This is a genomic window from Caballeronia udeis (genome assembly GCF_044909315.1).
Taxonomy (GTDB): domain Bacteria; phylum Pseudomonadota; class Gammaproteobacteria; order Burkholderiales; family Burkholderiaceae; genus Caballeronia; species Caballeronia udeis_A.
Genome location: NZ_JBIYEB010000023.1, coordinates 104,322 through 125,595, shown reverse-complemented (window position 1 = coordinate 125,595; position 21,274 = coordinate 104,322). Strand labels below are relative to the sequence as shown.

General features: G+C 57.6%; 15 protein-coding genes and 3 pseudogenes. 9 read left to right on the top strand and 9 right to left on the bottom strand.

Annotated elements, in window-relative coordinates:
- Nucleotide 1: 1 nt before the first annotated feature.
- From ABH944_RS30800 to ABH944_RS30780, 5 genes are all read right to left on the bottom strand, one after another.
- The gene (locus ABH944_RS30800; RefSeq protein ID WP_404610968.1) at nt 2-1,009 is read right to left on the bottom strand and encodes an ABC transporter permease; all 1,008 of its coding nucleotides are present in this window, start codon (nt 1,007-1,009) and stop codon (nt 2-4) included.
- Between the two features lie 2 nt (nt 1,010-1,011).
- Nucleotides 1,012-2,748, bottom strand: coding sequence for an ABC transporter substrate-binding protein (locus tag ABH944_RS30795; protein ID WP_404610969.1), 1,737 nt, complete (start codon nt 2,746-2,748; stop codon nt 1,012-1,014).
- Nucleotides 2,749-2,987: 239 nt separating this feature from the next.
- Nucleotides 2,988-4,022 carry a TauD/TfdA family dioxygenase gene (locus ABH944_RS30790; RefSeq protein ID WP_404610970.1) on the bottom strand — a complete coding sequence of 345 codons (1,035 nt, stop codon included), beginning with the start codon at nt 4,020-4,022 and terminating at the stop codon, nt 2,988-2,990.
- Nucleotides 4,023-4,385: 363 nt separating this feature from the next.
- The gene (locus ABH944_RS30785) at nt 4,386-4,799 is read right to left on the bottom strand and encodes a DUF488 domain-containing protein (protein WP_404610971.1); all 414 of its coding nucleotides are present in this window, start codon (nt 4,797-4,799) and stop codon (nt 4,386-4,388) included.
- Between the two features lie 26 nt (nt 4,800-4,825).
- Nucleotides 4,826-5,719: a LysR family transcriptional regulator gene (locus ABH944_RS30780; RefSeq protein ID WP_404610972.1), complete on the bottom strand. Its 894-nt coding sequence runs from the start codon at nt 5,717-5,719 to the stop codon at nt 4,826-4,828.
- A 197-nt stretch (nt 5,720-5,916) separates the two neighbouring features.
- Here ABH944_RS30780 and ABH944_RS30775 point away from each other — a divergent pair, with 197 nt between their 5' ends.
- The 8 genes and pseudogenes from ABH944_RS30775 to ABH944_RS30740 all read left to right on the top strand — a co-directional run.
- Nucleotides 5,917-6,744 carry an alpha/beta hydrolase gene (locus ABH944_RS30775; RefSeq protein WP_404659593.1) on the top strand — a complete coding sequence of 276 codons (828 nt, stop codon included), beginning with the start codon at nt 5,917-5,919 and terminating at the stop codon, nt 6,742-6,744.
- A 259-nt stretch (nt 6,745-7,003) separates the two neighbouring features.
- Complete coding sequence (locus ABH944_RS30770; protein ID WP_404610974.1) at nt 7,004-8,329, top strand: ABC transporter substrate-binding protein; 1,326 nt, start codon at nt 7,004-7,006, stop codon at nt 8,327-8,329.
- Nucleotides 8,330-8,904: 575 nt separating this feature from the next.
- A pseudogene (locus tag ABH944_RS30765) lies at nt 8,905-9,074 on the top strand (transposase); the annotation flags it as partial.
- A 562-nt stretch (nt 9,075-9,636) separates the two neighbouring features.
- A complete protein-coding gene (locus ABH944_RS30760; protein WP_404610975.1) occupies nt 9,637-12,828 on the top strand; it encodes an efflux RND transporter permease subunit in 3,192 nt (1,063 codons plus the stop codon).
- The gene (locus ABH944_RS30755) at nt 12,818-14,017 is read left to right on the top strand and encodes an efflux RND transporter periplasmic adaptor subunit (protein WP_404610976.1); all 1,200 of its coding nucleotides are present in this window, start codon (nt 12,818-12,820) and stop codon (nt 14,015-14,017) included. The genes ABH944_RS30760 and ABH944_RS30755 overlap by 11 nt, the downstream gene beginning before the upstream one ends.
- Nucleotides 14,010-15,467, top strand: coding sequence for an efflux transporter outer membrane subunit (locus tag ABH944_RS30750; protein WP_404610977.1), 1,458 nt, complete (start codon nt 14,010-14,012; stop codon nt 15,465-15,467). Before ABH944_RS30755 ends, ABH944_RS30750 begins: the two co-directional genes overlap by 8 nt.
- A 24-nt stretch (nt 15,468-15,491) precedes the next feature.
- Nucleotides 15,492-15,623 (top strand): annotated as a pseudogene (locus tag ABH944_RS30745) (IS5/IS1182 family transposase); the annotation flags it as partial.
- Between the two features lie 38 nt (nt 15,624-15,661).
- A pseudogene (locus tag ABH944_RS30740) lies at nt 15,662-15,793 on the top strand (IS6 family transposase); the annotation flags it as partial.
- Nucleotides 15,794-16,085: 292 nt separating this feature from the next.
- On the opposite strand, the gene ABH944_RS30735 reads toward ABH944_RS30740, so the two are convergent.
- The 3 genes from ABH944_RS30735 to ABH944_RS30725 are packed head-to-tail and all read right to left on the bottom strand — an operon-like array spanning nt 16,086 to nt 19,361.
- Nucleotides 16,086-17,708, bottom strand: a complete 1,623-nt coding sequence (locus tag ABH944_RS30735) for an AMP-binding protein (protein ID WP_404610978.1) — start codon at nt 17,706-17,708, stop codon at nt 16,086-16,088.
- A gap of 16 nt (nt 17,709-17,724) precedes the next feature.
- Nucleotides 17,725-18,504: an SDR family oxidoreductase gene (locus tag ABH944_RS30730; protein ID WP_404610979.1), complete on the bottom strand. Its 780-nt coding sequence runs from the start codon at nt 18,502-18,504 to the stop codon at nt 17,725-17,727.
- Nucleotides 18,501-19,361, bottom strand: coding sequence for an amidohydrolase family protein (locus ABH944_RS30725; protein WP_404610980.1), 861 nt, complete (start codon nt 19,359-19,361; stop codon nt 18,501-18,503). The genes ABH944_RS30730 and ABH944_RS30725 overlap by 4 nt, the downstream gene beginning before the upstream one ends.
- A 293-nt stretch (nt 19,362-19,654) precedes the next feature.
- Here ABH944_RS30725 and ABH944_RS30720 point away from each other — a divergent pair, with 293 nt between their 5' ends.
- Complete coding sequence (locus ABH944_RS30720) at nt 19,655-20,323, top strand: TetR/AcrR family transcriptional regulator (RefSeq protein WP_404610981.1); 669 nt, start codon at nt 19,655-19,657, stop codon at nt 20,321-20,323.
- A gap of 1 nt (nt 20,324) precedes the next feature.
- Here ABH944_RS30720 and ABH944_RS30715 read toward each other — a convergent pair whose 3' ends face one another.
- The gene (locus ABH944_RS30715; protein ID WP_404610982.1) at nt 20,325-21,254 is read right to left on the bottom strand and encodes an NAD(P)-dependent oxidoreductase; all 930 of its coding nucleotides are present in this window, start codon (nt 21,252-21,254) and stop codon (nt 20,325-20,327) included.
- Nucleotides 21,255-21,274 lie beyond the last annotated feature (20 nt).

Below are 21,274 nucleotides of genomic sequence, written 5' to 3'. Positions count from 1 at the left end.
GCTACCTCCTCACTCGGGGGTCCAACGCAGCAGTGGCGACGTCGGTCAATAAATTAACGGCAATCACCATGACGGAGGCAAAGATGAAGCAGCCGTTCAGGAGCGGGAAATCACGTTGCGTGATTGCGTCGTAAAAAAGACGCCCGAGTCCCGGCCACGAGAAAACGGTTTCAGTGACGACCGCACCAGCCAGCAACACCCCGAATTCGAGCCCCATGATGGTGATGGTGGTCACTACCGCGTTCGGAAAGGCATGCGTCCACACCACGTGATCCATTGAGGCTCCCTTCGCGCGGGCGACCAGGACGTATTCCTTATCGAGCGCCTCGATCATCGCCGTGCGCGTGAAACGCGTGATCAGACCGAGTTCGAACGTCATCAGCGTGATCGCAGGCAAGATGAGATGGACCGCCAGATCGCTCAGGTAGGCGAGACCGGTTAATCCGTTAGTCGCCGAGTTCATGCCGCCGGCGGGCAGGAGTTGCCAGCTCACGGCGAACAGCAGAATCAATAGCTGTCCGATCCAGAACGCCGGCAGAGAGTAGCCCAGCATTGACGCGGCACCGATCATCATGTCCTCGCGCCGGCCTTTGTGACGGGCCGCCGAGACACCGAGCACGATGCCCAACAGGGATGCCATGAGCATCGCCGTTCCCGTCAGTAGCATGGTGGCGGGCACGCGCTCGAAAATGACGTCAATCACGGGCGCCTGATAATAAATCGAGGTACCGAAATTCAGCGTCATCGAGTTTTTAACGTAGAGGCCGAGCTGCGTCGCTAATGGCTTGTCCAGGCCATACTCGGTACGAATCTTCGCGACCATCTCGGGTGCCGGCGAATCACCGGCGAGAAGCGTCGCGGGATCTCCGGGTGCGAGGCGGATGAGCAGGAACGTCGCCACGATCACCAGGATGATCAACGGAATAGAGGCAACCAGTCGACGTAACACGAGTCCGGCGAGCGTGCCGTTTCGCCTATTTTGCCGGGCCCGTTTTAGCAAGGTAGTCATGGTTAAAACTCCTCCGCCTCAGTGGCGCGTGACCGCCGCCACAGCGCTACGCCCGCCCCGACCGCCAGCATGCTTGCCGCCCCAGCCATAAAACTACCAACGCTGCCGGAGCCGCTGGCGACCGTCTTGTTAGCCAGCTCAATGCCCGGTTTGGTATGCACAAAGCTTTCGAATGCGCCGCTGGTCTCCTCAAACAACCCACCACGGACAGCAAGGGCGCTGTACGCGTTATTCGGTTCATAGGCATAGAGCGATAGCACCGGCAAATCGCGCCAAATTATCTGCTGGATCTCGTCGTAGATCACTTTGCGTTTGGCCGGATCCATCTGAACACGCTGCTGATCGAACAAGGCATCGAGTTTCGGATTAGCGTAGCCACTATTGTTTGCGAATGCCACGTTGATGATATTGCGAGAGTCATACAGGCGCTCCGTGCCAATATCCGGATCGGGCCCGAGCGCGAACCCCTCGAGCGCCACACTAAATTTATTTGCCACATATGCAACTTGGTTGAGCGTCGCTCGGTCTAGGGGCTTGAGGTGCGCCGCAACACCGACGGCGGCCAGATTGCGCTGCATGATGTCAGCGATCTTTCCGTCGCTCATATCATAGGATGGCCACAGGATATCGAGCGTAAAACGGGTACCGTCCGCTTGCCGGGGAAAGCCGGCCTGATCAAGCAGTTCATTCGCAATGTGCGGCGAGAAGGCATAGTCGATAAGCGATGTGTTGTACAGCGCAGATGACGGCCAAAGCGGCCCGACCATAGGCGTAGAAGTCGTACCACCATTCACATTCGCGCGGATAAACGCGCGATCGATCGCATGCGCGAGCGCACGTCGCACCCGTGCATCGGCAAGTTCAGGCAAGCGCGTGTTGAAGATGGCCACAACAGCGCCACCACGGTTCTTGCACTTCTTCAGCACGACATTGGGATCATTGCGCAGTAGCGGGGTCTCGGCTTGCGGCAAAGCATTCGAGTACAGCATCTGAATCTCGCCTTGCTCAAATGCTGCGAGCCGCGACGTGGCGTCAGGAATGATGCGAAAGATGATTTCGTCGAAATGAGATCCATCTTGAACGAAATAATCCTGATTCCGCTCATAACGCAAATGACTCCCGCGCGTGTATTCCACGAGTTTGTAAGGGCCGGTTCCGATCGGATTCTGGTTGTGCGGGTTTTTGAGGATATCCGTCCCCTCCCACAAATGCTTCGGCAGAATAACGCCTACTGCAATATCCGTGCAAAGCAGCAACGAAGCGGACGGCTGTTTCAAGTGGTATATAGCCGTATAGTCATCCGGCGTCTCAATATAATCCAGCACCTTGTAAGCAGTTTTGCCCCAAGAGTGATACTTTCTTGTGACGTTTTCGATCGTGAATTTGACGTCCGCCGAGGTGAAGGGCTGCCCGTCATGCCACTTCACGTCACGGCGTAAATGAAACGTGTAGGTCTTGCCGTCAGGCGAGATCATCCAGGACTCAGCGAGTTCCGGCTCCACGACGCCTTCGCGAGGAATATGTGTCAGCGCGTTATAGACCGGAGCAGCGCCTGCGGTTGATGACAGGCGCGTACTAACAGCTGTGTTGAGGGTGGAAGGATCTTCTTCGAGCGCCCCCACCAAGGTCTTCCGCCCCGTCCCGGCGGCGGCGAGGCCCGGCGCGCCGGCGGCCGCAACCAGGAGACCCAGAAAGCGGCGGCGAGACAATGCGGCCACCGGAACTTCTCCAGCTTTCATGACAACCCTTTTTTGTCGACGCAACACAAGATGCAATGCAAAGCGCGCTGCACATCGCGCACTCACACCTGAGGAACATGTTCAAAACGCGCGCAGGCCTGGGTGTTCAAGACGTGCAGAGGCACACCGAACATACCGAATGGGTCATCGATTTCAAGTGTTATTCTCATCGATTGCACTTGGCGACGCCCACGTCGTTGGCCCAGCGTCGCCAGACATGTTGGACACCATGCCTGGATTCAGGCGGTATGCCTTGGCATCTCATTGCTATCCGCCAACGCCACTTCGACGTTCTGACCGGGACCATAACCGCTGTGGGGAGGGAACTCTGGAGGCAGAGGCCGGCGTTCCCGCAGCATCAACCAAAGGCGCAACATGTGGCGCTTCCTGTCTGGCTCGTCGTAGTCTTCGAAAGCAGTACGCGAATGCAGTGTGGTGTAGTTGTTGATTAGCTGAATGTCGCCCACCTCGAGAGACATATCAAGGCGATAGTCAGGGTGTACCGCAATTGAATCGAAGTAATCGAGTACCTCCGTCTCCTCCGGCGTCAACGGCTTCTCCATTCTTACGCATGCAGCTTCGATCTGAGTGCGCAGGTAGCGGCAACTAACAATACCGTCTGCCTCCCCAAAAATCGGTAGGCGGTGCGGCGAAACCGGTGCATCGCTGAATGCAGCCTCCCGGCGAATATATTGGAAGCCGCGACGCAGTATCGGTAGATACTCTGGACGATTCTCGACGATCGTGTTGTAAATCGACATCGAACTGACGATGCTGCTCATCCCGCCGGATTTGGCTTTTCGCAGACACATCAAACCGATCACGTCGGCCGAATCGGTGTGGAAATGCAGATGCGCGTTGGTCTCGTAGCCGCGCACATCGAGTTGGCCCGGAGTACGTCCGTAATTTTTCACATGACCGAGCAGATCGCCCTTCGGCGTTTGCATCACTGGCACACCCAGATAGGCACCTAATCCCCAGAAAATAACGCCTACTTCTTCATTCGTGTATTGCTCAACCGGGATGCCTCGCAATACGAGGAAGCCGCGACCAACGCGAACTTCCTCAATGTACGCGGCCAACTTTTCGCGCAGCGTGGGTAGCGGGAATGCGAGCGTGCCAATGTCCGCCAGCGCGAGGCCCTCACACTGGACCACGGACAGCGCCGCGTCGAGTTCACTCAGATCCTCTTTCGTAAACTCGACAATCCAATCGGTTCTGTTTCGATACGATGCACCTTTCCAAGCGGATTCATTTCTTACCAACGTCGTCATTTTGTCTCCTTCGATAGTTACATGACAAGTAATGCGAAATTATTTTATTTACGTCACATAAAAAAACGGAAAGATCGATCGGCACAAATCATGCGACTCTGCGAGTGCTGCGCCGCCGCAGAAGCCTCGCCAGTTGACTTTCAAATAGCTGAATTCCTGAATCAGCCAGGCTATATCTCTCTGGAAATCCGGCACCGGATGCTGAACCTGTCCGAGACATTCTGATGAAGACAAATTACTATCTCCAATACTTTTTGCGCGGTCGGGTGATACATTGGACTCTCATCTCGCAACGTCGCTCAGCTTGCATCAAGCCGGAACTGTCCGAGCGAATTTCTACCGGAAATGCAATTCGCGCCAGGGTCAATTGCCGGTGTCCGTGCCAGCAATCCGGCCCCCCCTTTCTTCCAGTAGCACGCGCAGCACGGAGCGGTGGCAATGTGCCTCGTCCTCACAATAGCAACCGACTGACAGATCGGTCTGGTGAGAAAGCGCGGCCAGCATATCGAGTACTCGAGGTGCATCGCCCTTGCGCATCTCGGCACGAAAACGCCGCGCAAAGGCACGCCAGGATTTCTCATCTCCATCTGTCTGCGCGGCTTGCGCCAGCTTCACGAGGTCTGCGCTTGGCGACAGCAGCGGCAACCAGATGTCATAGTAGTTTCTACTGGCGAACTCGCTTCGAGGGACTCCCCGCGGCGGCCGGCGCACCGTACCCAGCCGCAGCCCCTCCCCCGCTTGCCGTGCTTCACCGAGCCGTATGATGCGCAGTGTCATAGTGACCTCTTATGAAGGGCTCGGGTTCAAATAGCGCCGCATGGATTAACCATGATGCCCACCAGATGCTGCCGAATGATTTCGATGATGCGCCCTTTGCGACTCGGCTCGAGCATTCCAACCCGACGGAAATAGGTGCCCTCGGGCGCAGGGAACACGCGGAGCACGGGGTCTTTATGCCAACCGGAGTATGCGAGCAGCGGTACGATGGCAACACCCACTCCCTGCCTGACCAGTTCGCTGATCCCCAGAATCGAGTCCAACTCCAGAATCTGCCGTGGTCTTGTGCCCACCCGACGCAATAGTCGCTCTATCTGCGCGCCGGTTGCCGTAGCCCTGTCATACCGAATGAACGGGGATGTTTCCAACAGGCTATCAAAGTCGTCCTTGCGACGGACCTGCCCACGATTTGCCAGCAGGACAAGCGGCTCATCATACAAGCGAGTCCATCCGATACCGCAAAAGGGCCTGCGACTGTCTTCAATGACAACCGCGGCGTCCAGTTCGCCCGACCCCACCCGAGCGATGAGATCGCTCGATCGTCCGGTTACCAAAGTCACCTCGAGTGCAGGATGAACCTGCGCAACCTCGACCAGGCACTTCGAAAGCAACCCCATCCCAGAGATGATCGCGCCTATCGAAACGTGCCCGGCAACATTGTTTTCAGTTTCGTCGCCTGCGATGATGCCTTCATAGTCAGCCAGCAACTGCCTGACTTGTGGAAGCAGGCGGTAAGCCTCGGGTCGCAGCGTGACTGAGCGCTTCTCCCGATTGAATAAGGGCCGGCCGATTTCGCTCTCCAGCGCACGCATCTGCTGACCGACAGCGGCGTGCGTCAACGCGACGCGCTCAGCCGCGGCAGCGAAGCTGCCATGTTCGGCAATCGCAACGAAGGTCCTGAGGAACCTCAATGTGCTCATGGGTATCTCCTTTCGATCAACGGACTCCGCGTTTTCGGCAATGCCCGATTTAAAAGAAATCGTTTAATCCGTAGAAAGCAAATTTAGCTTTTCTTTAGGTTTGGCCAATACGATACTCTCCGCATCTGCAAAAGGGAAACGCCATGGATACCTCTGAGACAACTAAAACTTCTGCGTCCGCATCGCGCTCGGATCGCATGTATAACTTCGGGAACACCACCGTCTATTCGCATACGAAGGATCCGCGCTTCGCCTATACCCTTTACGTGCCGAGGAGCATTCTCGATCCTGAGTCTGTCATTGACCTCATCGTCGTCGTCCATGGATCGAACCGCAGAATGGAGGGTTTCAGGGATCGCTTTTCTGAGTTCGCGAAATGGCACAACTGCGTCATCCTGAGTCCTCTCTTTCCCGCCAACGTTTGTGGCGACGACAATCGTGACGGCTACAAGCAGCTGCGCGAAGGAACGATCCGTTACGACCAGTTGTTGCTGGACATGGTCGCCGAGATCGAGAAAAGGTATCAACGCAGATGGGAAACGTTTGGGCTTTTCGGATTTTCGGGTGGCGGCCAGTTTACCAACCGGTTTTGCCTGTTGCATCCCAAGAGGTTGTGGGCAGCATCGATTGGCGCGCCCGGCTCGGTTACCCTGCTTGACCCGACCCGCGACTGGTGGATTGGCACGCGAGACGTCGAGTCCCAATTCGGAAAAAAGCTCGATGTGGAGGCGTTGAGAAAGGTCCCCATTCACATGGTCGTCGGAAAAGCCGATCTCGAGACCTGGGAGATTGCCCATCAACCGGGTGGCGCGCACTACATGCCCGGCGCGAACGACGCGGGCCGTACGCGTCCCGAGAGACTGAAGTCGCTCAAGAACAGCTTTGAGTCACATGGGATCAACGTTGCGCTGGAAGAAGTCGAGAACACCACGCATCGATCCGCGGAGGTGATTCCGACAGTCCAGGCATTCTTCGCGCGCGTACTCGCCAGCAAGCGGGGATGTTATCCCGGGTCAATTGCCTGACCTTATGTCCAGACTGACAACTCTTTGTCGAATCGGGGCCGTCGTCATCGCCATTGCAGTTCCCGATTTCGCGAAATCGGAAACGCAGCGCACGCTTTCGTCGACCGCGATCGGGATACCTGAAATCCGCGTCGCGGAAGGCGCCGACACACCTACCTCCATGCCTGGCAATATCGCGCGCAATACCGCGACTGACAATGTTCTGGCCAACGTTGTCGAGTCGCTGGTAGCGCTACGCGGTGATCTCAGCATTGGCCCGATGCTCGCGGACAGTTGGGACATCTCCTCAGATGCTCGGATTTACACGTTTCATCTCCGGCATGGCGTGTTGTTTCACGACGGCTCACCATTCACGTCAAGTGCGGTCAAGTGGAGCTTCGACTTCCTGATGAGGCCGGAAAACGGATTCATGTGCCGTGGCAACTACGACGGGCATCGAGGTGCCAAGGTCGTAAGCGTGCGGACGCCTGATGCCTATACCGTGGTGTTCGAACTGGACAGAGCGAATGAACTGTTCCTCAAAGACATGGTCGATACGCACTGTCCGTTGGCAATCCTTAGCCCATCAAGCGTCGACAGCTCTGGACAATGGATTCGCCCCATCGCAACGGGTCCGTTCATATTCGCGGACTGGAGACGCGGGCAATATATTCTGCTGAAGCGATTTGCGCAATATCGCCCGAGAGGCGAACCACCAAGTGGTCTTGCGGGCGCGAAAGTCGCGCACGATGACGCCCGATTTGTCGTCATCCCGGACGAGGCGGCACAAAAGGTCGCGATCGTCGCAGGGGATATCGACATGATGTCGGTGAGCGGAGACGGGACCGTCGATAGCGATCCCGGGTGGCATGTCGTCCTGGGCCCCAGTGCCGATCCCGCCGAGTTGCTGATGCAAAGCCAGGACCCAACGCTTGCAGACGTGCGGGTTCGTCGTGCAATCGCGCTTGCACTGGATCTTCCCGGCATTGTGAATGCCGTTACCGATGGCCGCGCGCACTACAGTCCATCACTGGTACCGGAGACAAGTAGTGTGTTCGGGCCGGGCGACCAGGCCGGATACTCACAGAATATCGCGGAGGCGAAGCGGTTGCTGGCAGAAGCGGGTTATCGTGGACAGACGCTGAAGATCGAGACGAATCGCCGCTTTCCGTTTATGTTTTCACTGGCGGTGTACGTTCAGTCGCTGCTGAAACAAGCTGGCATCTCGACAGAACTCGAGGTGGTCGACTGGGGCAAACAGGTTGCCGATTTTCGTGCCGGTCATTTTCAGATCATGTCGTTCGCTTACTCGGCAAGAACCGACCCGGCGATGATGTTCAGCGATGTATTGGGCGACAAGGCCAAGACCCCGATGGCACAGTGGGACAATCCAGAAGCACTCAAACTTCTGCACAGCCTGCGCGGCGTGACTGATGAGTCTGTGCGCAGACAGACGTTTGAGCAGTTGCATAAAATGATGATCGCCGATGTGCCGATGATCGTTCTGTATGACACGCCGGATCTGCGAATCGTCAGCAATCGACTTGAAGGCGTCGCTTCGTGGCCGATGCGCCGCACGCGCGTTTTCAACGTGGTCAAACATTGAATACGCCGCATCTGCCGGCGAGCCTTTCCGTTTAAACGCGTTCGCACAAAGGAGTCGCCGTGTAACGCAGCGCCTTTTCTTGTGCCTCGTGATGCCAGTGAGCATAGCTGAGCGCTGGATGGTCACGGAGCCAGTAGTGCCAGCGATTATGGAACTGACGCAGGGTGTTCGAAAAATCCAGTTCGATCTCACCTACATGCATGTCAGAGATCCCAATCAGCCTACCTTTTCGCTAACTGCGCTTTCAGCTCGTTGGCGTAGCGAGTAAAACGTTGGCATATGCGTCGTAGATGGCACACTTGTCATCGGGGCGTCAGTATAAAGCCACTATCGAGCGCTCAAAATATGAGTCTGGATTTGCTGTTGAGGAGCAAACCGATTCAATTGACCTCCAAGGAACAACCGTCATGAAACGACTAACCGCTGCCGTATTTGTTGTGTACGGTGATGAGGGCTAGCGTACGGCACAAGAACGTACGAATGCAAAGGCGGTGCAATGGATGATTGCGATGTTTCTGGGCAAGCGCGCAGCGCGGGACAAAAACGACGCGATTGATCGCATCATCAATGAAATCGAATACCCTAAAGCAAGCGTACGAGCCAGGGTAGAGCACCCGTTTCGGGTGATCAAACTGCGGTTGGCTTCACGAAGCCACACTATCGTGGTTTGGAGAAAAACACGGCGCAACTGACAACGCTTTTCGCGCTGTGCAATTTCTGGATGCTACGTCACAAGCAAATATAGAGCTCAATTTCTGGCTCGTTTTCATTCGGTTCCCAACGCGAAAACGACTTCCGAGACCCACCAATTTCGGATGTGGTGCACAGTCAGGCTGAAAATGAGTTGTTCAGACCTTCCCTAGCAAAAAAGCAGGGGCGGGCTAATGACATGCTCCAACGGCAAAGACCTAACCGTTCTCGATTGCTATGCACTGGTGTTATTTTAGGTATGCCATCGCGATAGTTCTAATCCGGCATGTGAACACTCAAGATGGAAGCAACGTTAATTTTTGACAACTTTTCCAACAAGATGCGCGGAGAGTCTGATGCGTAGCCTACCCGTTAAGGCTACGACACCGCAAAGACATGATTTTAGGGGGCTTGCGACGGGCGACCATTCAACTGTGCACACTCGACCGTCATGCTTCTTCCGATTCTTGACAAGGCGTTTGCAAAGCGCTAACGGAGGATTGCCAATAGGTGACGATGAACAACGCGTCTATCAAATTCAAAGCCGAACGTCGCCGACTGCCGCGCCTGACAGCATCAAAGCACCGTTCAGTTTAACCTCAAGTCCTGGAACTCTCATGCTCGGCCTAGTACGTATCGCTCTCCGACGGCCATACACTTTTGTCGTCCTGGCGATCCTCATCTTGATCATCGGACCGCTTTCCGCGATCAGAACGCCGACCGATATCTTCCCCGATATCCGCATTCCCGTGATCAGCGTCGTATGGCAATACACGGGCTTGCCGCCGGACCAGATGGTCGGACGAATCACGTCGCCGTTCGAGCGCTCGCTGACCACGACGGTCAACGACATACAGCACATCGAAGCTGAATCGGTAAATGGCTTCGGCATTATCAAGATCTTCTTTCAACCGGGCGTGAACATCAGTAACGCGAACGCACAGGTGACCGCCGTCGCGCAGACGCAATTGCGTCAATTGCCGCCGGGCACCACGCCGCCGCTGATCCTGAACTACAACGCGTCGACTGTGCCGATCATCCAGCTCGCGCTCTCGGGCAAGGATCTCTCCGAACAAAACCTGGGCGACCTTGGGCTGAATCAGTTGCGTCCAGCCCTGGTGACGGTTGCCGGCGCGTCGATCCCTTATCCTTTCGGCGGCAAGTCTCGCCAGATACAGATCGACATCGACCCGAAGGCCTTGCAAGCGCGCGACCTGTCTGCTCAAGACGTTGCCAACGCGCTCGCTGCCCAGAACTTGCTGACCCCGATTGGTACGGAAAAAATCGGTGATCACGAATACACGCTGCAGTTGAACAACGCACCTTACGCGCTTAAGGCGCTCGGCGACCTGCCGATCAAGGCGGTCAATGGCACAACGGTTTATATCCACGATGTCGCCAACGTCCGCGACGGCAGTCCGCCGCAAACCAATATTGTGCATGTGGACGGCAAGCGTTCGGTACTGATGTCGGTACTGAAGAACGGTTCGGTGTCGACCCTCGGCATCATCGCCGGCATCAAGCAGCACGTGCTCGATGCCAAGGCTTCATTGCCCGACGCGCTGCAAATTGCGCCGATCGGCGACCAGTCGCTATTTGTGCGCGCAGCCATCAGCGGCGTGGCTCGCGAAGGCGTGATCGCGGCCGCACTGACCAGCCTCATGATCCTGTTGTTCCTCGGCAGCTGGCGTTCGACCGTCATCATTGCGACCTCGATTCCCCTCGCCATTCTCGGTTCGATAGCGACCCTGTCTGCGCTCGGCGAGACGCTCAACGTCATGACGCTCGGCGGCCTTGCGCTCGCGGTGGGGATCCTCGTCGACGACGCGACCGTGACCATCGAAAATATCAACTGGCATCTCGAGCAAGGCAAGCAGGTAGAAGAAGCCATCCTCGATGGCGCCGCGCAGATCGTCACGCCGGCGTTCGTGGCGCTGCTCTGTATCTGCATTGTGTTCGTGCCCATGTTCTTCCTCGACGGCGTCGCGCGTTTCCTTTTCGTGCCGATGGCCGAGGCCGTGATCTTCGCGATGGTCGCGTCATTTATCCTGTCGCGAACGCTCGTTCCCACGATGGCGAAGTACCTGCTGCATCCGCACAACCTGGATGAAGATGCACACGAAAAGAAACGCCCCGGACCACTTGGAGGCTTCCAGCAAGGCTTCGAACGACGCTTCGAAGAAATTCGCGCGGGTTATCACGGCCTGCTGGAACTCGCGCTGAATCATCGCGCGCCGTTCGTCAGTTGCTTCCTCGGTTTCGTACTGATCTCGTTCGCGCTGGTGCCCTTGCTTGGCCGCAACTTTTTTCCAGACGTGGACGCCGGGCAGATCCTGTTGCACGTACGCGCACCGGTCGGCGTACGAGTCGAAAAGACCGCGCAGATTTTTGCGGATGTGGAAGGGTCGATTCGACAGATCATTCCAACTGCTGAACTCTCCACCATGGTCGACAACATCGGCCTGCCGGTCAGCGGTATCAACCTCGCCTACAACAACACCGGCACAATCGGCTCGCAGGACGGCGACATCCAGATCGCGCTGAACGAAGATCATCGCCCGACCGCGGAATACGTGCGGCAGATGCGCGAGAAGCTGCCGCGCCTTTATCCGGGCGTGACGTTTTCGTTTCCGCCGGCGGACATCATCAGCCAGATCCTGAACTTTGGCTCGCCGGCGCCGGTCGACCTGCAGGTGCGCGGCAACAATCTGTCCGCGAATTTCGCTTATGCGAACCGGCTGCTGCGTGAGATCCGCCAGATCCCCGGCGTAGTCGATGCGCGCATCCAGCAAGCGCAGAACTCTCCCACCTTCAACGTCGACGTTGACCGCACCCGTGCGCAACTGCTCGGCATCAACGAGCGAGACGTCACGAACAGCCTGGTCGTGAACCTCGCGGGGTCGAGTCAGGTCGCGCCGACGTTCTGGCTGAACAATGCGAACGGCGTGTCATATCCGATCGTGATGCAGACGCCGCAATACAACCTCGATTCGCTGGCCTCGCTGCAGAACCTGCCAATCACATCGAGCTTGCAGAGCAGTGGTCAGATCCTCGGTGGCCTCGCGACCGTCGAGCGTACGAACACCAACGCGGTCGTGAGCCAGTACAACATCCAGCCGATGGTCGAGATTTTCGCCACCACGCAGGATCGGGATCTCGGCGCGGTCGCGTCTGATATCCAGCGTGTGGTGCAACGTAATGCCGGTACGTTGCCCAAGGGTTCGTCGGTTGCGCTGCTCGGCCAGGTGCAGACCATGAACAGCGCATTCGCCGGCATGTTGTTCGGCCTGCTCGGCGCAGTCGTGCTGATCTACCTGATCGTCGTGGTCAACTTCCAGTCGTGGGCCGATCCGTTCGTGATCGTCACTGCATTACCGGCCGCGCTCGCCGGCATCATCTGGATGCTGTTCGCGACCCACACCACGCTGTCCGTTCCCGCACTGACGGGAGCGATCATGTGCATGGGGGTAGCGACCGCCAATTCCATCCTCGTGGTCAGCTTCTGCCGCGAGCGCCTGGCCGTTCACGGTGACCCGTTCAAGGCTGCGCTCGAAGCCGGCTTCACCCGTTTTCGCCCGGTGCTCATGACTGCTCTCTCGATGATCATCGGCATGGCGCCGATGGCCCTCGCGATGGGCGAAGGCGGCGAACAGAACGCACCCCTTGGCCGCGCCGTTATTGGCGGCCTGATTTTCGCCACCACCGCGTCGCTGCTCCTGGTCCCGGTGATCTTCTGCATCATTCACTCGCGCCCTGGCCGCGCGATTGCCCCGACACCCGTTGCGGGAGGTCCTGCTCATGTCGTCTGAACCTGCTATCACCAATGAACCGGTGACCGATCAACCCGTGCCGCGGCGCCGACTCGTCGTGATCGGCGTGGTCGGTATCGCGGTTGCCGTGCTCGTGGTCGCCGCCGGCGTCACGCTGCGCGCCGTCGATGCCCGCAACCTTAAGACCTGGACCAACGCGCAGGTCATCCCGACTGTCAACGTGATCCATCCGGTCAGCGCGGCAAACGGCCCGACGCTCGACCTGCCGTCGCATCTAGAAGCCTATTCGCGAGCGCCAATCTTCGCGCGCGTGAGCGGTTATCTGAAGTCTTGGAATGTGGATATCGGCGCACCGGTGAAGGCCGGGCAACTGCTCGCGGTGATCGAGTCGCCGGAGCTCGACCAGCAGTTGCTGCAGGCACGAGCGGACCTGACCAGCGCGCAGGCCAATGCGGCGCTCGCGGGCACAACCGCGAAACGCTGGCAGGCACTTCTCGGCACCGACTCGGTCGCCCAGCAGGATGTCGACGAACGCACGGGCGACTACACCGCGAAGAAAGCGGCCGTAGCGGCCGCGCAGGCCAACGTAGATCGTTTGCTCGCCACCAAGGGCTTCGAGCGCATTCTAGCCCCGTTTGACGGCGTGGTGACCGCACGCGACACGGATCTCGGCGCGCTGATCAACGCAGGTAGCGGCGGCGTCGGACAGGAGTTGTTCACCGTCTCGGACGTGAAGCAGTTGCGCGTGTACGTCCAGGTGCCGCAAAGCTATGCCCCCGATGTCCGCAGCGGCACGACAGCAACGCTTTCCGTGCCGGAATATCCGGGCCAGCATTTCACCGCGCGCGTGATTGCATCGGCGGATTCGGTCAACGCGTCGTCAGGCACCACGCTGGTTCAATTGCTAGTCGATAACGCTGACGGCAAGCTCTTGCCGGGTGGTTTTGCGAGCCTGCAATTCAAGCTGCCGGTGCAGGCAAACGCGGTACGGGTTCCCGCCAGCGCGCTGGTATTTGATGCTCGCGGCCTGACGGTCGCGACGCTCGGTGCGAACAGCCAGGTCGTGTTCAAGAAGGTGACGATCAACCGCGATTTTGGCGACTCGGTTGAGATTGGCTCGGGGCTTGTTGCAACCGATCGCGTGATCGACACGCCGCCCGACGGTCTTGTTGACGGCGATCGCGTACAAGTCGCTGCTGCCGACAAGAAGGTGGCTGCCAATGGCTAGGCGGGCTACGTTACACGTTCCGGCGCTGCTTGCCGGCACCTTCGCGCTGGCGGCCTGCTCGCTCGCGCCGGACTACAAGGTGCCCCCAACGCCGGTCACCGCGCAATATCACACGGTCGGGCCGTGGATCAGCGCGCAACCCGCCGATCAGTTGGATCGCGCCGGCTGGTGGAAGATGTATAACGACGCTCAACTCGATGATCTCGAACAACGCCTGCTCGCGAACAATACGGATCTTGCCGCGGCATTCGCGCACTACAGGCAAGCTCAGGCGTTCGTAGATCAGGTCTCGGCCGGACTATTCCCGAAAGTCTCTGTAAACGCAGAACCGCAACGTGACCGGCAGTCGTACAGGCGGCCATTGCGTGTAGGCGGCCCCAACGACTACAATTCCGCCACGCTCGGCGGCGAGGTCGATTACGACCTCGACCTGTGGGGCCGCGTGCGGGATTCCGTGGTAGCGGGCAAGGAGGAAGCACAGGCATCGAAGGCCGATCTTGCGTCGGTACAACTGAGCCTTCAGGTTCAACTCGCCGACAGCTACGTCCGCCTGCGCGGTCTCGATCAGCAGACGCAGTTGCTGACCGACACCGTCGCCGCATTTGCGCGCGCGCTGCAACTTACGCAAACGCTGCACGGAGGAGGACTTGTTTCAGGGCTCGACGTATCGCGCGCGCAGACGCAGTTGTCATCGGCGAAATCACAGTTGTCGCAAGGCCTCGCCCAACGCGCGTTGATCGAGCACGCGATCGCCGAACTGGTTGGCGTGTCTGCGTCCGAGTTCACGTTGCCGCAGCAAACCGCCTCGATTCCCCTGCCCGTGATTCCAGCCGGCTTACCCTCTACTTTGCTGCAGCGGCGCCCGGACATTGCCGCAGCTGAGCGCCGCGTGGCGGAAGCCAATGTGAAGATCGGCGTAGCGCGTGCGGCCTACTTCCCGTCCATCACGCTCAGTGCGCAAGCCGGATTTCAAAGCACCGCCTATTCGAATTTGATCAGTGCACCGACCTTGTTCTGGGCGATCGGTCCGCAGCTCGTGCAATACGTTTTCGATGGCGGCTTGCGCCGCGCACAACTCGATACAGCGAAAGCGGCCACCGATGAAGCCGGCGCGCGTTATCGCGGTGTCGTGCTCTCCGCGTTCCAGCAAATCGAAGACAATCTTTCGCTGCTGCAGGACCTTGGCACGGCGCTCGACCAGCAACGCGATGCCAGCAACTCGGCGCAGTATTCCGTTGATCTGGCACTGCACCGGTATCGGCAAGGCGCAGTCGGTTATCTCGATGTCGTGCAGGCGCAGACGGCCGCGCTCGACGCTCAGCGCGGCGTACTCGATATCCAGACACGTCAGCTAAGCGCGAACGTGCAATTGATCAAGGCGCTGGGCGGCGGTTGGTCAAGCGAAGAACTTGCCAGCACTGCAGCGGCTCCGGTGCTATTCGCCAAATAAACGTACGGCTGCGACGATTGCGGAATGAGACAAGCTAATCTGGGATTGGATTTGACGACCAAACGAACGCGTAAGCGAGAATTCCTCGACGAGATGAACCGAGTGGTTCCATGGGGCGAACTGGTGGCGCTGGTATTGCCGCATGCACCGAAGGGCATTATCAGGTTGTTGAGCTGTCCGCCCAAAATAGCGCGATGAAGAAATCTAAATCGCTCTATCACGGTCATCGTTTTCCGGCCGAAGTCATCAGTTTCACCGTGCGTTGGTATTTTCGCTTTCAGTTGAGCCTGCGCGGCATCAAAGAGCTGCTCTTCGAGCGCGGGGTAGGGGCAGCCGTGCCAGAGGTGCCATTTCGCTCTGCGCAGCCCATCTATCAGCACGTCGACACTTGGCCGTTCGTCGCAGTCCGAGCACATTATTAGTGTCTGAATCGGCGCATTTTTTATGCGATTTAGCCATCTTGAACGCGTTGCTGGTCACCGGTAAATTGCCGGTTCGGCCGTCCACCCAGTCCTGATGTTCCGGCATTCTTGTATCCACCCTCGTAGTTTGGTTGCACTATTAAAGTTCTTGCCCCGCACCAGCTACCGTTTACACTCGTACGTCCAGCAGCATGTTTTAGCCGCTGCGCGATGATAGTTGCTTGATCAGTTCAGCACGCCTGATCTTCCCGCTAGACGTCATCGGGAATTCGTCCAACACGACGAGCTCCTCTGGCAGCTTATAGTCTGCGACGCGATCCTTTAGCAGCGCGACCACTTCACTAAGCGTGATCTGCGCACCGGGCTGTAAGACCGCACATAGGCAGTTGCGTTCGCCTAGCCGCGCATCAGCAAGGCCGACGACTGCGATCTGCAAAAATGCGTGGTGCTCGTATAGCAAGTCCTCAATTTCGCGCGGAAAATACTTTTTACCGCCGCGATTGATGATCTCCTTCTTGCGTCCAGATATTCGGATATTGCCGCGCTCGTCCATGATTTCGCCGAGGTCGCCAGTACGAAACCAGCCGTCGGGGGTGAAGCTTTCGACATTTGCCCGCGCGTTGTCCAGGTATCCAAGGTGCACTGATGGCCCTCGCGCGGCCAACTCACCGGTTTGTCCATGTTCGACAAGTCCGCCGACGTCGTCGAGCACACCGACCTCGAGTTCGTCGACGCAGCGCCCCACGGTCCCGATTACCATCAATGGTTCATCGTCAAGGCGGGTATATGAGTGGAAGCCTGTTTCGAGCATGCCATACAACTCGATCAAATGCACGGTTGGAAACGCCGATTCAAATTCTCGGATCATGTCTGGTGAAGCCGACGCGCCGCCGGTGACCATTACGCGCAGCGACGAGCAGTCGGTGACACGCTGCTCGGGCGCGTTAAGCATTGCGACGATTGCGGCAGGTGCGGTCGGAATATACGTCACCCGTTCTGACTCGATGCGCGCGAGGGCCGCTCGCGCCGAGAAGCGTTCGAGTAGCACCGTACACGCGCCAGCCATCACCGATTGCAGCAGCGTCAGATATCCCCAATTCAGAGCGACCGGCAGATACGCGAGAAGAACGTCGTTTTGCGCCACGTGCATGTCGCGGTTGAGAAAACGCGCCGCACATAATGTCGTGTTGAAGCTGTGCAGCACGCCTTTAGGGTTTCCTGTAGTACCGGACGTGAAACACATGCGCATGATCTGGTCAGGATCCATGCGCACACGGTCCTGATCACTCAACGCGGGAAGGTTCGACAGCGCATCGGCATACGACACCACATCGTCCCCTTCGATGGGATCAACGCACACGACGCAGATCGGCTCAGATAAGTTCTCACGCAATCCGCGCAGCATCCCGATATAGTCGAAGCCCTTAAATTGTTTGGCGCACACGTAAGCTTTCGACCGCGAGAACGTCAAGATATACCGCAATTCTTCCGCGCGAAGGTCGGGACTTATCTTGTTGGCGACTGCACCAATGAGTTCAAGCGCGAAGAACACTACCGGAAATTCGATGCGGTTAGGCAATTGCAGCGTAACCACGTCACCACAGCCAACACCTTGCCGGCGCAGCAACTCGGCGAAGCGGCGCACTTCTGACCACAGTTGCGCATAGCTCACCACACGGTAATCGTCCTTGAATGCGACGCACTCCGGAATTTCCTCAACGCGCTTTTCCAAGATGTCGCTGAACGTGATGTCGCCCCACCACCCGTTTTTCCGGTAGCTTTGCTGCAGCTCGGGCGCGACTTCGTGCGTTGGCTTCAATTTCATTGTTCGCTCCTTAGCGGACACCGCGCAGCAGACCACCGTCGACCTGAATCGCGGTTCCGGTTATATATGCGCCGCGTGGCGAAACAAGTAACGCCACAAGGTTCGCGATGTCGTCGACGCTCCCGACGCGTCCGAGCGGCACATCCTTCAGCAGACGGGCACGCACCGCCTCGTCCGGTTCGTCGCCGGCCGCGAAGACTTTGCGCAGACGCGAAGTTTCGATATAGCCCGGGCAAATCGTATTCACGTTGATGCCGAACTCGGCGAGTTCCATTGACAACGTCTTCGCATAGCCGATCACGCCGCCCCACGTGGCGACAGACAGGCCGAGATCGCGGATGGGCTGGATCGCTGAAATCGCAGTGATGTTCAGAATGCTACCGCCTCCACGCTGCTTCATCGACTCGGCAGTGTGCCGCACCATCCGTACCGGATACATTAAGTTCTGTTCTACAGCGCAATGCCAAGCCTCATCATCAAATGACAACACCGGGCCGACTGGCGGCGCACCGTCATTATTGACAAGAATGTCGACGCCGCCAAACTCCGCACGTGCGATCGTGGCGACGCGCTCGCAGTCTTCGGCCTTGCGGCAGTCGGCCGCGATCCACGTAACCGTATTGCCGGTCAGCTCTCGGATCTCATGCGCCGCGCGCTTCAGATCTTCTTCGCGGCGCGCGGTCATCACCACCTGCGCGCCTTCTCCTGCGAGGGTGCGGGCGATACCCAAACCGATGCCTTGGCTGCCGCCACCAACGATCGCTACCTTGCCCTTAAGTTCGAGATTCACTTTGTCCCCTCCCCTGCGAAAAAGCGTTCGGCATTGCGATGGAAGACATCCTTAAGTACATCGTCTGCGTAGCCCTCGGCCTGCCAGTCACCACGCAACCGTTCGTAGCTATAAAGCGGATAGTCGGCGCCGAACATCACACGATGACGCAATCGCCGGCTGATCTCATGTTTCAGGTCGGGGGTGAAATATTTGGGCGACCAGCCGTGGAGTTCATACCAGATGTTGCGTTTGTGCATAAGTACCGCAATCGTCTCGGTCTGCCACGGCCAGCCGGGCCGCCCGGCCACTATTCGCAAGTCTGGATACCGCACCGCGACGAAATCAAGATGACGCGGATGACAGTCGTCGAGCAAGATGCCGCCGCCGCCAGGCAATCCCGCACCGAGCCCTGTGGTGCCGACGAAAATCAGAACCGGCGTGCCGGTCTGAGTGCACAGGTCGTAAAACGGGTACCACACAGGATCACTCGCTGGGAAAGAACCTGAGCCTGACACCGCGTACCCAACGAAACCCGGTGCAGCCTCGACGCAACGCCTTAGTTCTCGGACACCTGCCGCGCCGGAAGCCGGATCGATATGCAGCCAGTGCCCGGCGATCACGTCCATTCCCATTCGTTGAACCTCGAACGCGTAGTCGTGCAGCGGCGCAATCTCTTCAAGCGGGATGTACTTCGTGAAGCCAAAGTCAAGAATCACCCGCGCGTCATTGTTTCGGAAATGCTGAATCATTTCCTGTTCGGAGTGGTAATGCGGCTGCGAATTCCAAGTCTTTTTCTGCTGGGCCAGTTCTTCGAGCGAGCGCAACGGATAGCCACGTCGCGTGCCCCAGTGCGAATGCATATCGACGATCTTCATGGGGATTCCTTTATCTTCAAGTGCTTAAATAACCGGAACCACTCTGTTGTGAACCATCTCCGCTGAGCCGAAATATCGGCGAATTGGCGATGACAAGGCGACCAGGTGACTGAGCGCTCAGTATATAATGAAGTATCCGCCCGTCAACGCTTATTTGGCGGAGTGTGCACGTAGATGTGTTCTATGTTTACGATTTAAGCCAAGCCTTCGACCATCCGGAGTGGATAAGCGCATTGTCTTGGTATTATGCTGTCTGACCGCTCACTCAACTTCACCCCCTGTTCAGTTGCATTATGAAAATTGAAGTTTCATCCAATAAAACGTTTAATGCTCCAGCCCGGAAACCGCGGGCTCGCACCGTTCAAACCAACACGCGCGACGAAGCGCTGGTCCAAGAGCGCCGCGATGTATTGATTCGCGCTGCAATCAAGGTGTTTATCGAAAAAGGCTTTCACGAAGCCACTGTGCGGGACATTGGTCGCGCCGCCGACATGACGCAAGGCACAATCTATAACTACGTCAAATCGAAAGACGATATCCTTTACCTGGTTTGTGACCGAATTGTCACGGAGTACCAGCTAAAGGTGAAGCAAGCCCTCGAAGAGACGGCCGGCACGCAAACCCAGGTTTTCGCCGCATTACGCACCGTGGCGCGCATCATGTATGAGCATCAAGATGAGATCGTTCTCATCTACCAGAACAGCCATCTGCTCGATAAACGCTCACGCAACATTATCCTTGCCAGGGTCGAAGAGTTTATCGCAATGTTCGAAAGCATCCTCGCGAAGGCGAGCGAACAGACGAAGATCGATTTCGGCAATCTGAACATCGCCGCAAACATCGTGACTTTTTTGCCAACGATGATCGCGCTGCGCCGCTGGTCACTGCGCGATCGAACGAACCCCGAGGAAGTCATCGAGGCGCTCAGTACGTTCATGGCACGTGGCCTTGGCTTTAGCTAATTTAGGTCGAAGGCATGCCCGCGCCTGGCAGATCGGGGAAATACCGTCGCGAACCGAACATCGTTGAAACTGCCGTCCAATCGAGCATGGTGTCGAAGTGCTCGCAATACAGCTTCAGCAAGCCTTCCGCAACATTGTGTAACGGTGTAATCGCTTCGACGCTGCGCGCCGCCTCCAGCGCGCAGCGCATGTCCTTCGCCATCCCAGTAGCCGGAAACGTTGGCCTCCGAAAACCTCTGCTGGACGGAGCTCCTTCGACCACACCAGGCAGCGGATAGTAGGTATTCAACACCCAACTCGCGCCAGTGCCGTTTGCGATCACGTCGTACATCGGTTGCGCGTCAAGACCGAGCTTCAGACCAAGGGTTAAAGCCTCTGATGCGACCATAAGATTGGTCGCGCAGATCATGTTGTTCACTAGCTTGAGTTTTGTGCCGCTACCAAAACGACCCGCATGTACGATGCGCGAGCCCATCGACTGCAATGCAGGTTTGGCACGCTCAAGGTCTTCCGTACTGCCACCCACCATGAAGGTCAGCGTGGCCATCTCCGCTCCTTCGATACCACCTGTCAACGGCGCGTCAATCAGCTGCGCGCCAGTCGCGCGCGCGCCCTCACCGAGCCGTTCAATGGTCTTGACATCGACTGTCGAACATTCAAGAAGAAGCGTTTTCGCCGGCGTGATCGCGAGAAGGCCGCCTGGACCCTCATACACTGAAAGCGATACGTCGGGAGTTGGAAGCATCGTGACGACAATGTCTTGTCCGCTGACCAGATCCGCCACATTCATCACGAGTGACGCGCCAAGCGAGGAGGCCCGTTCACGAGCGTCTCGGTCACCGTCGAGAACGACCACTGCATGGCCACCCTTGAGAAGATTGGAAATCATACGATGACCCATGCGTCCTGCACCAATAAACCCAATTTTCATTGAAGGTGCTCCTTTATTTC

What these genes read in the sequence shown, in the direction of transcription:
- ABH944_RS30800 (WP_404610968.1), bottom strand. Translation starts at nt 1,009, where the DNA reads ATGACTACCTTGCTAAAACGGGCCCGGCAAAATAGGCGAAACGGCACG.
- ABH944_RS30795 (WP_404610969.1), bottom strand. Translation starts at nt 2,748, where the DNA reads ATGAAAGCTGGAGAAGTTCCGGTGGCCGCATTGTCTCGCCGCCGCTTT.
- ABH944_RS30790 (WP_404610970.1), bottom strand. Translation starts at nt 4,022, where the DNA reads ATGACGACGTTGGTAAGAAATGAATCCGCTTGGAAAGGTGCATCGTAT.
- ABH944_RS30785 (WP_404610971.1), bottom strand. Translation starts at nt 4,799, where the DNA reads ATGACACTGCGCATCATACGGCTCGGTGAAGCACGGCAAGCGGGGGAG.
- ABH944_RS30780 (WP_404610972.1), bottom strand. Translation starts at nt 5,719, where the DNA reads ATGAGCACATTGAGGTTCCTCAGGACCTTCGTTGCGATTGCCGAACAT.
- ABH944_RS30775 (WP_404659593.1), top strand. Translation starts at nt 5,917, where the DNA reads ATGTATAACTTCGGGAACACCACCGTCTATTCGCATACGAAGGATCCG.
- ABH944_RS30770 (WP_404610974.1), top strand. Translation starts at nt 7,004, where the DNA reads ATGCTCGCGGACAGTTGGGACATCTCCTCAGATGCTCGGATTTACACG.
- ABH944_RS30760 (WP_404610975.1), top strand. Translation starts at nt 9,637, where the DNA reads ATGCTCGGCCTAGTACGTATCGCTCTCCGACGGCCATACACTTTTGTC.
- ABH944_RS30755 (WP_404610976.1), top strand. Translation starts at nt 12,818, where the DNA reads ATGTCGTCTGAACCTGCTATCACCAATGAACCGGTGACCGATCAACCC.
- ABH944_RS30750 (WP_404610977.1), top strand. Translation starts at nt 14,010, where the DNA reads ATGGCTAGGCGGGCTACGTTACACGTTCCGGCGCTGCTTGCCGGCACC.
- ABH944_RS30725 (WP_404610980.1), bottom strand. Translation starts at nt 19,361, where the DNA reads ATGAAGATCGTCGATATGCATTCGCACTGGGGCACGCGACGTGGCTAT.
- ABH944_RS30720 (WP_404610981.1), top strand. Translation starts at nt 19,655, where the DNA reads ATGAAAATTGAAGTTTCATCCAATAAAACGTTTAATGCTCCAGCCCGG.
- ABH944_RS30715 (WP_404610982.1), bottom strand. Translation starts at nt 21,254, where the DNA reads ATGAAAATTGGGTTTATTGGTGCAGGACGCATGGGTCATCGTATGATT.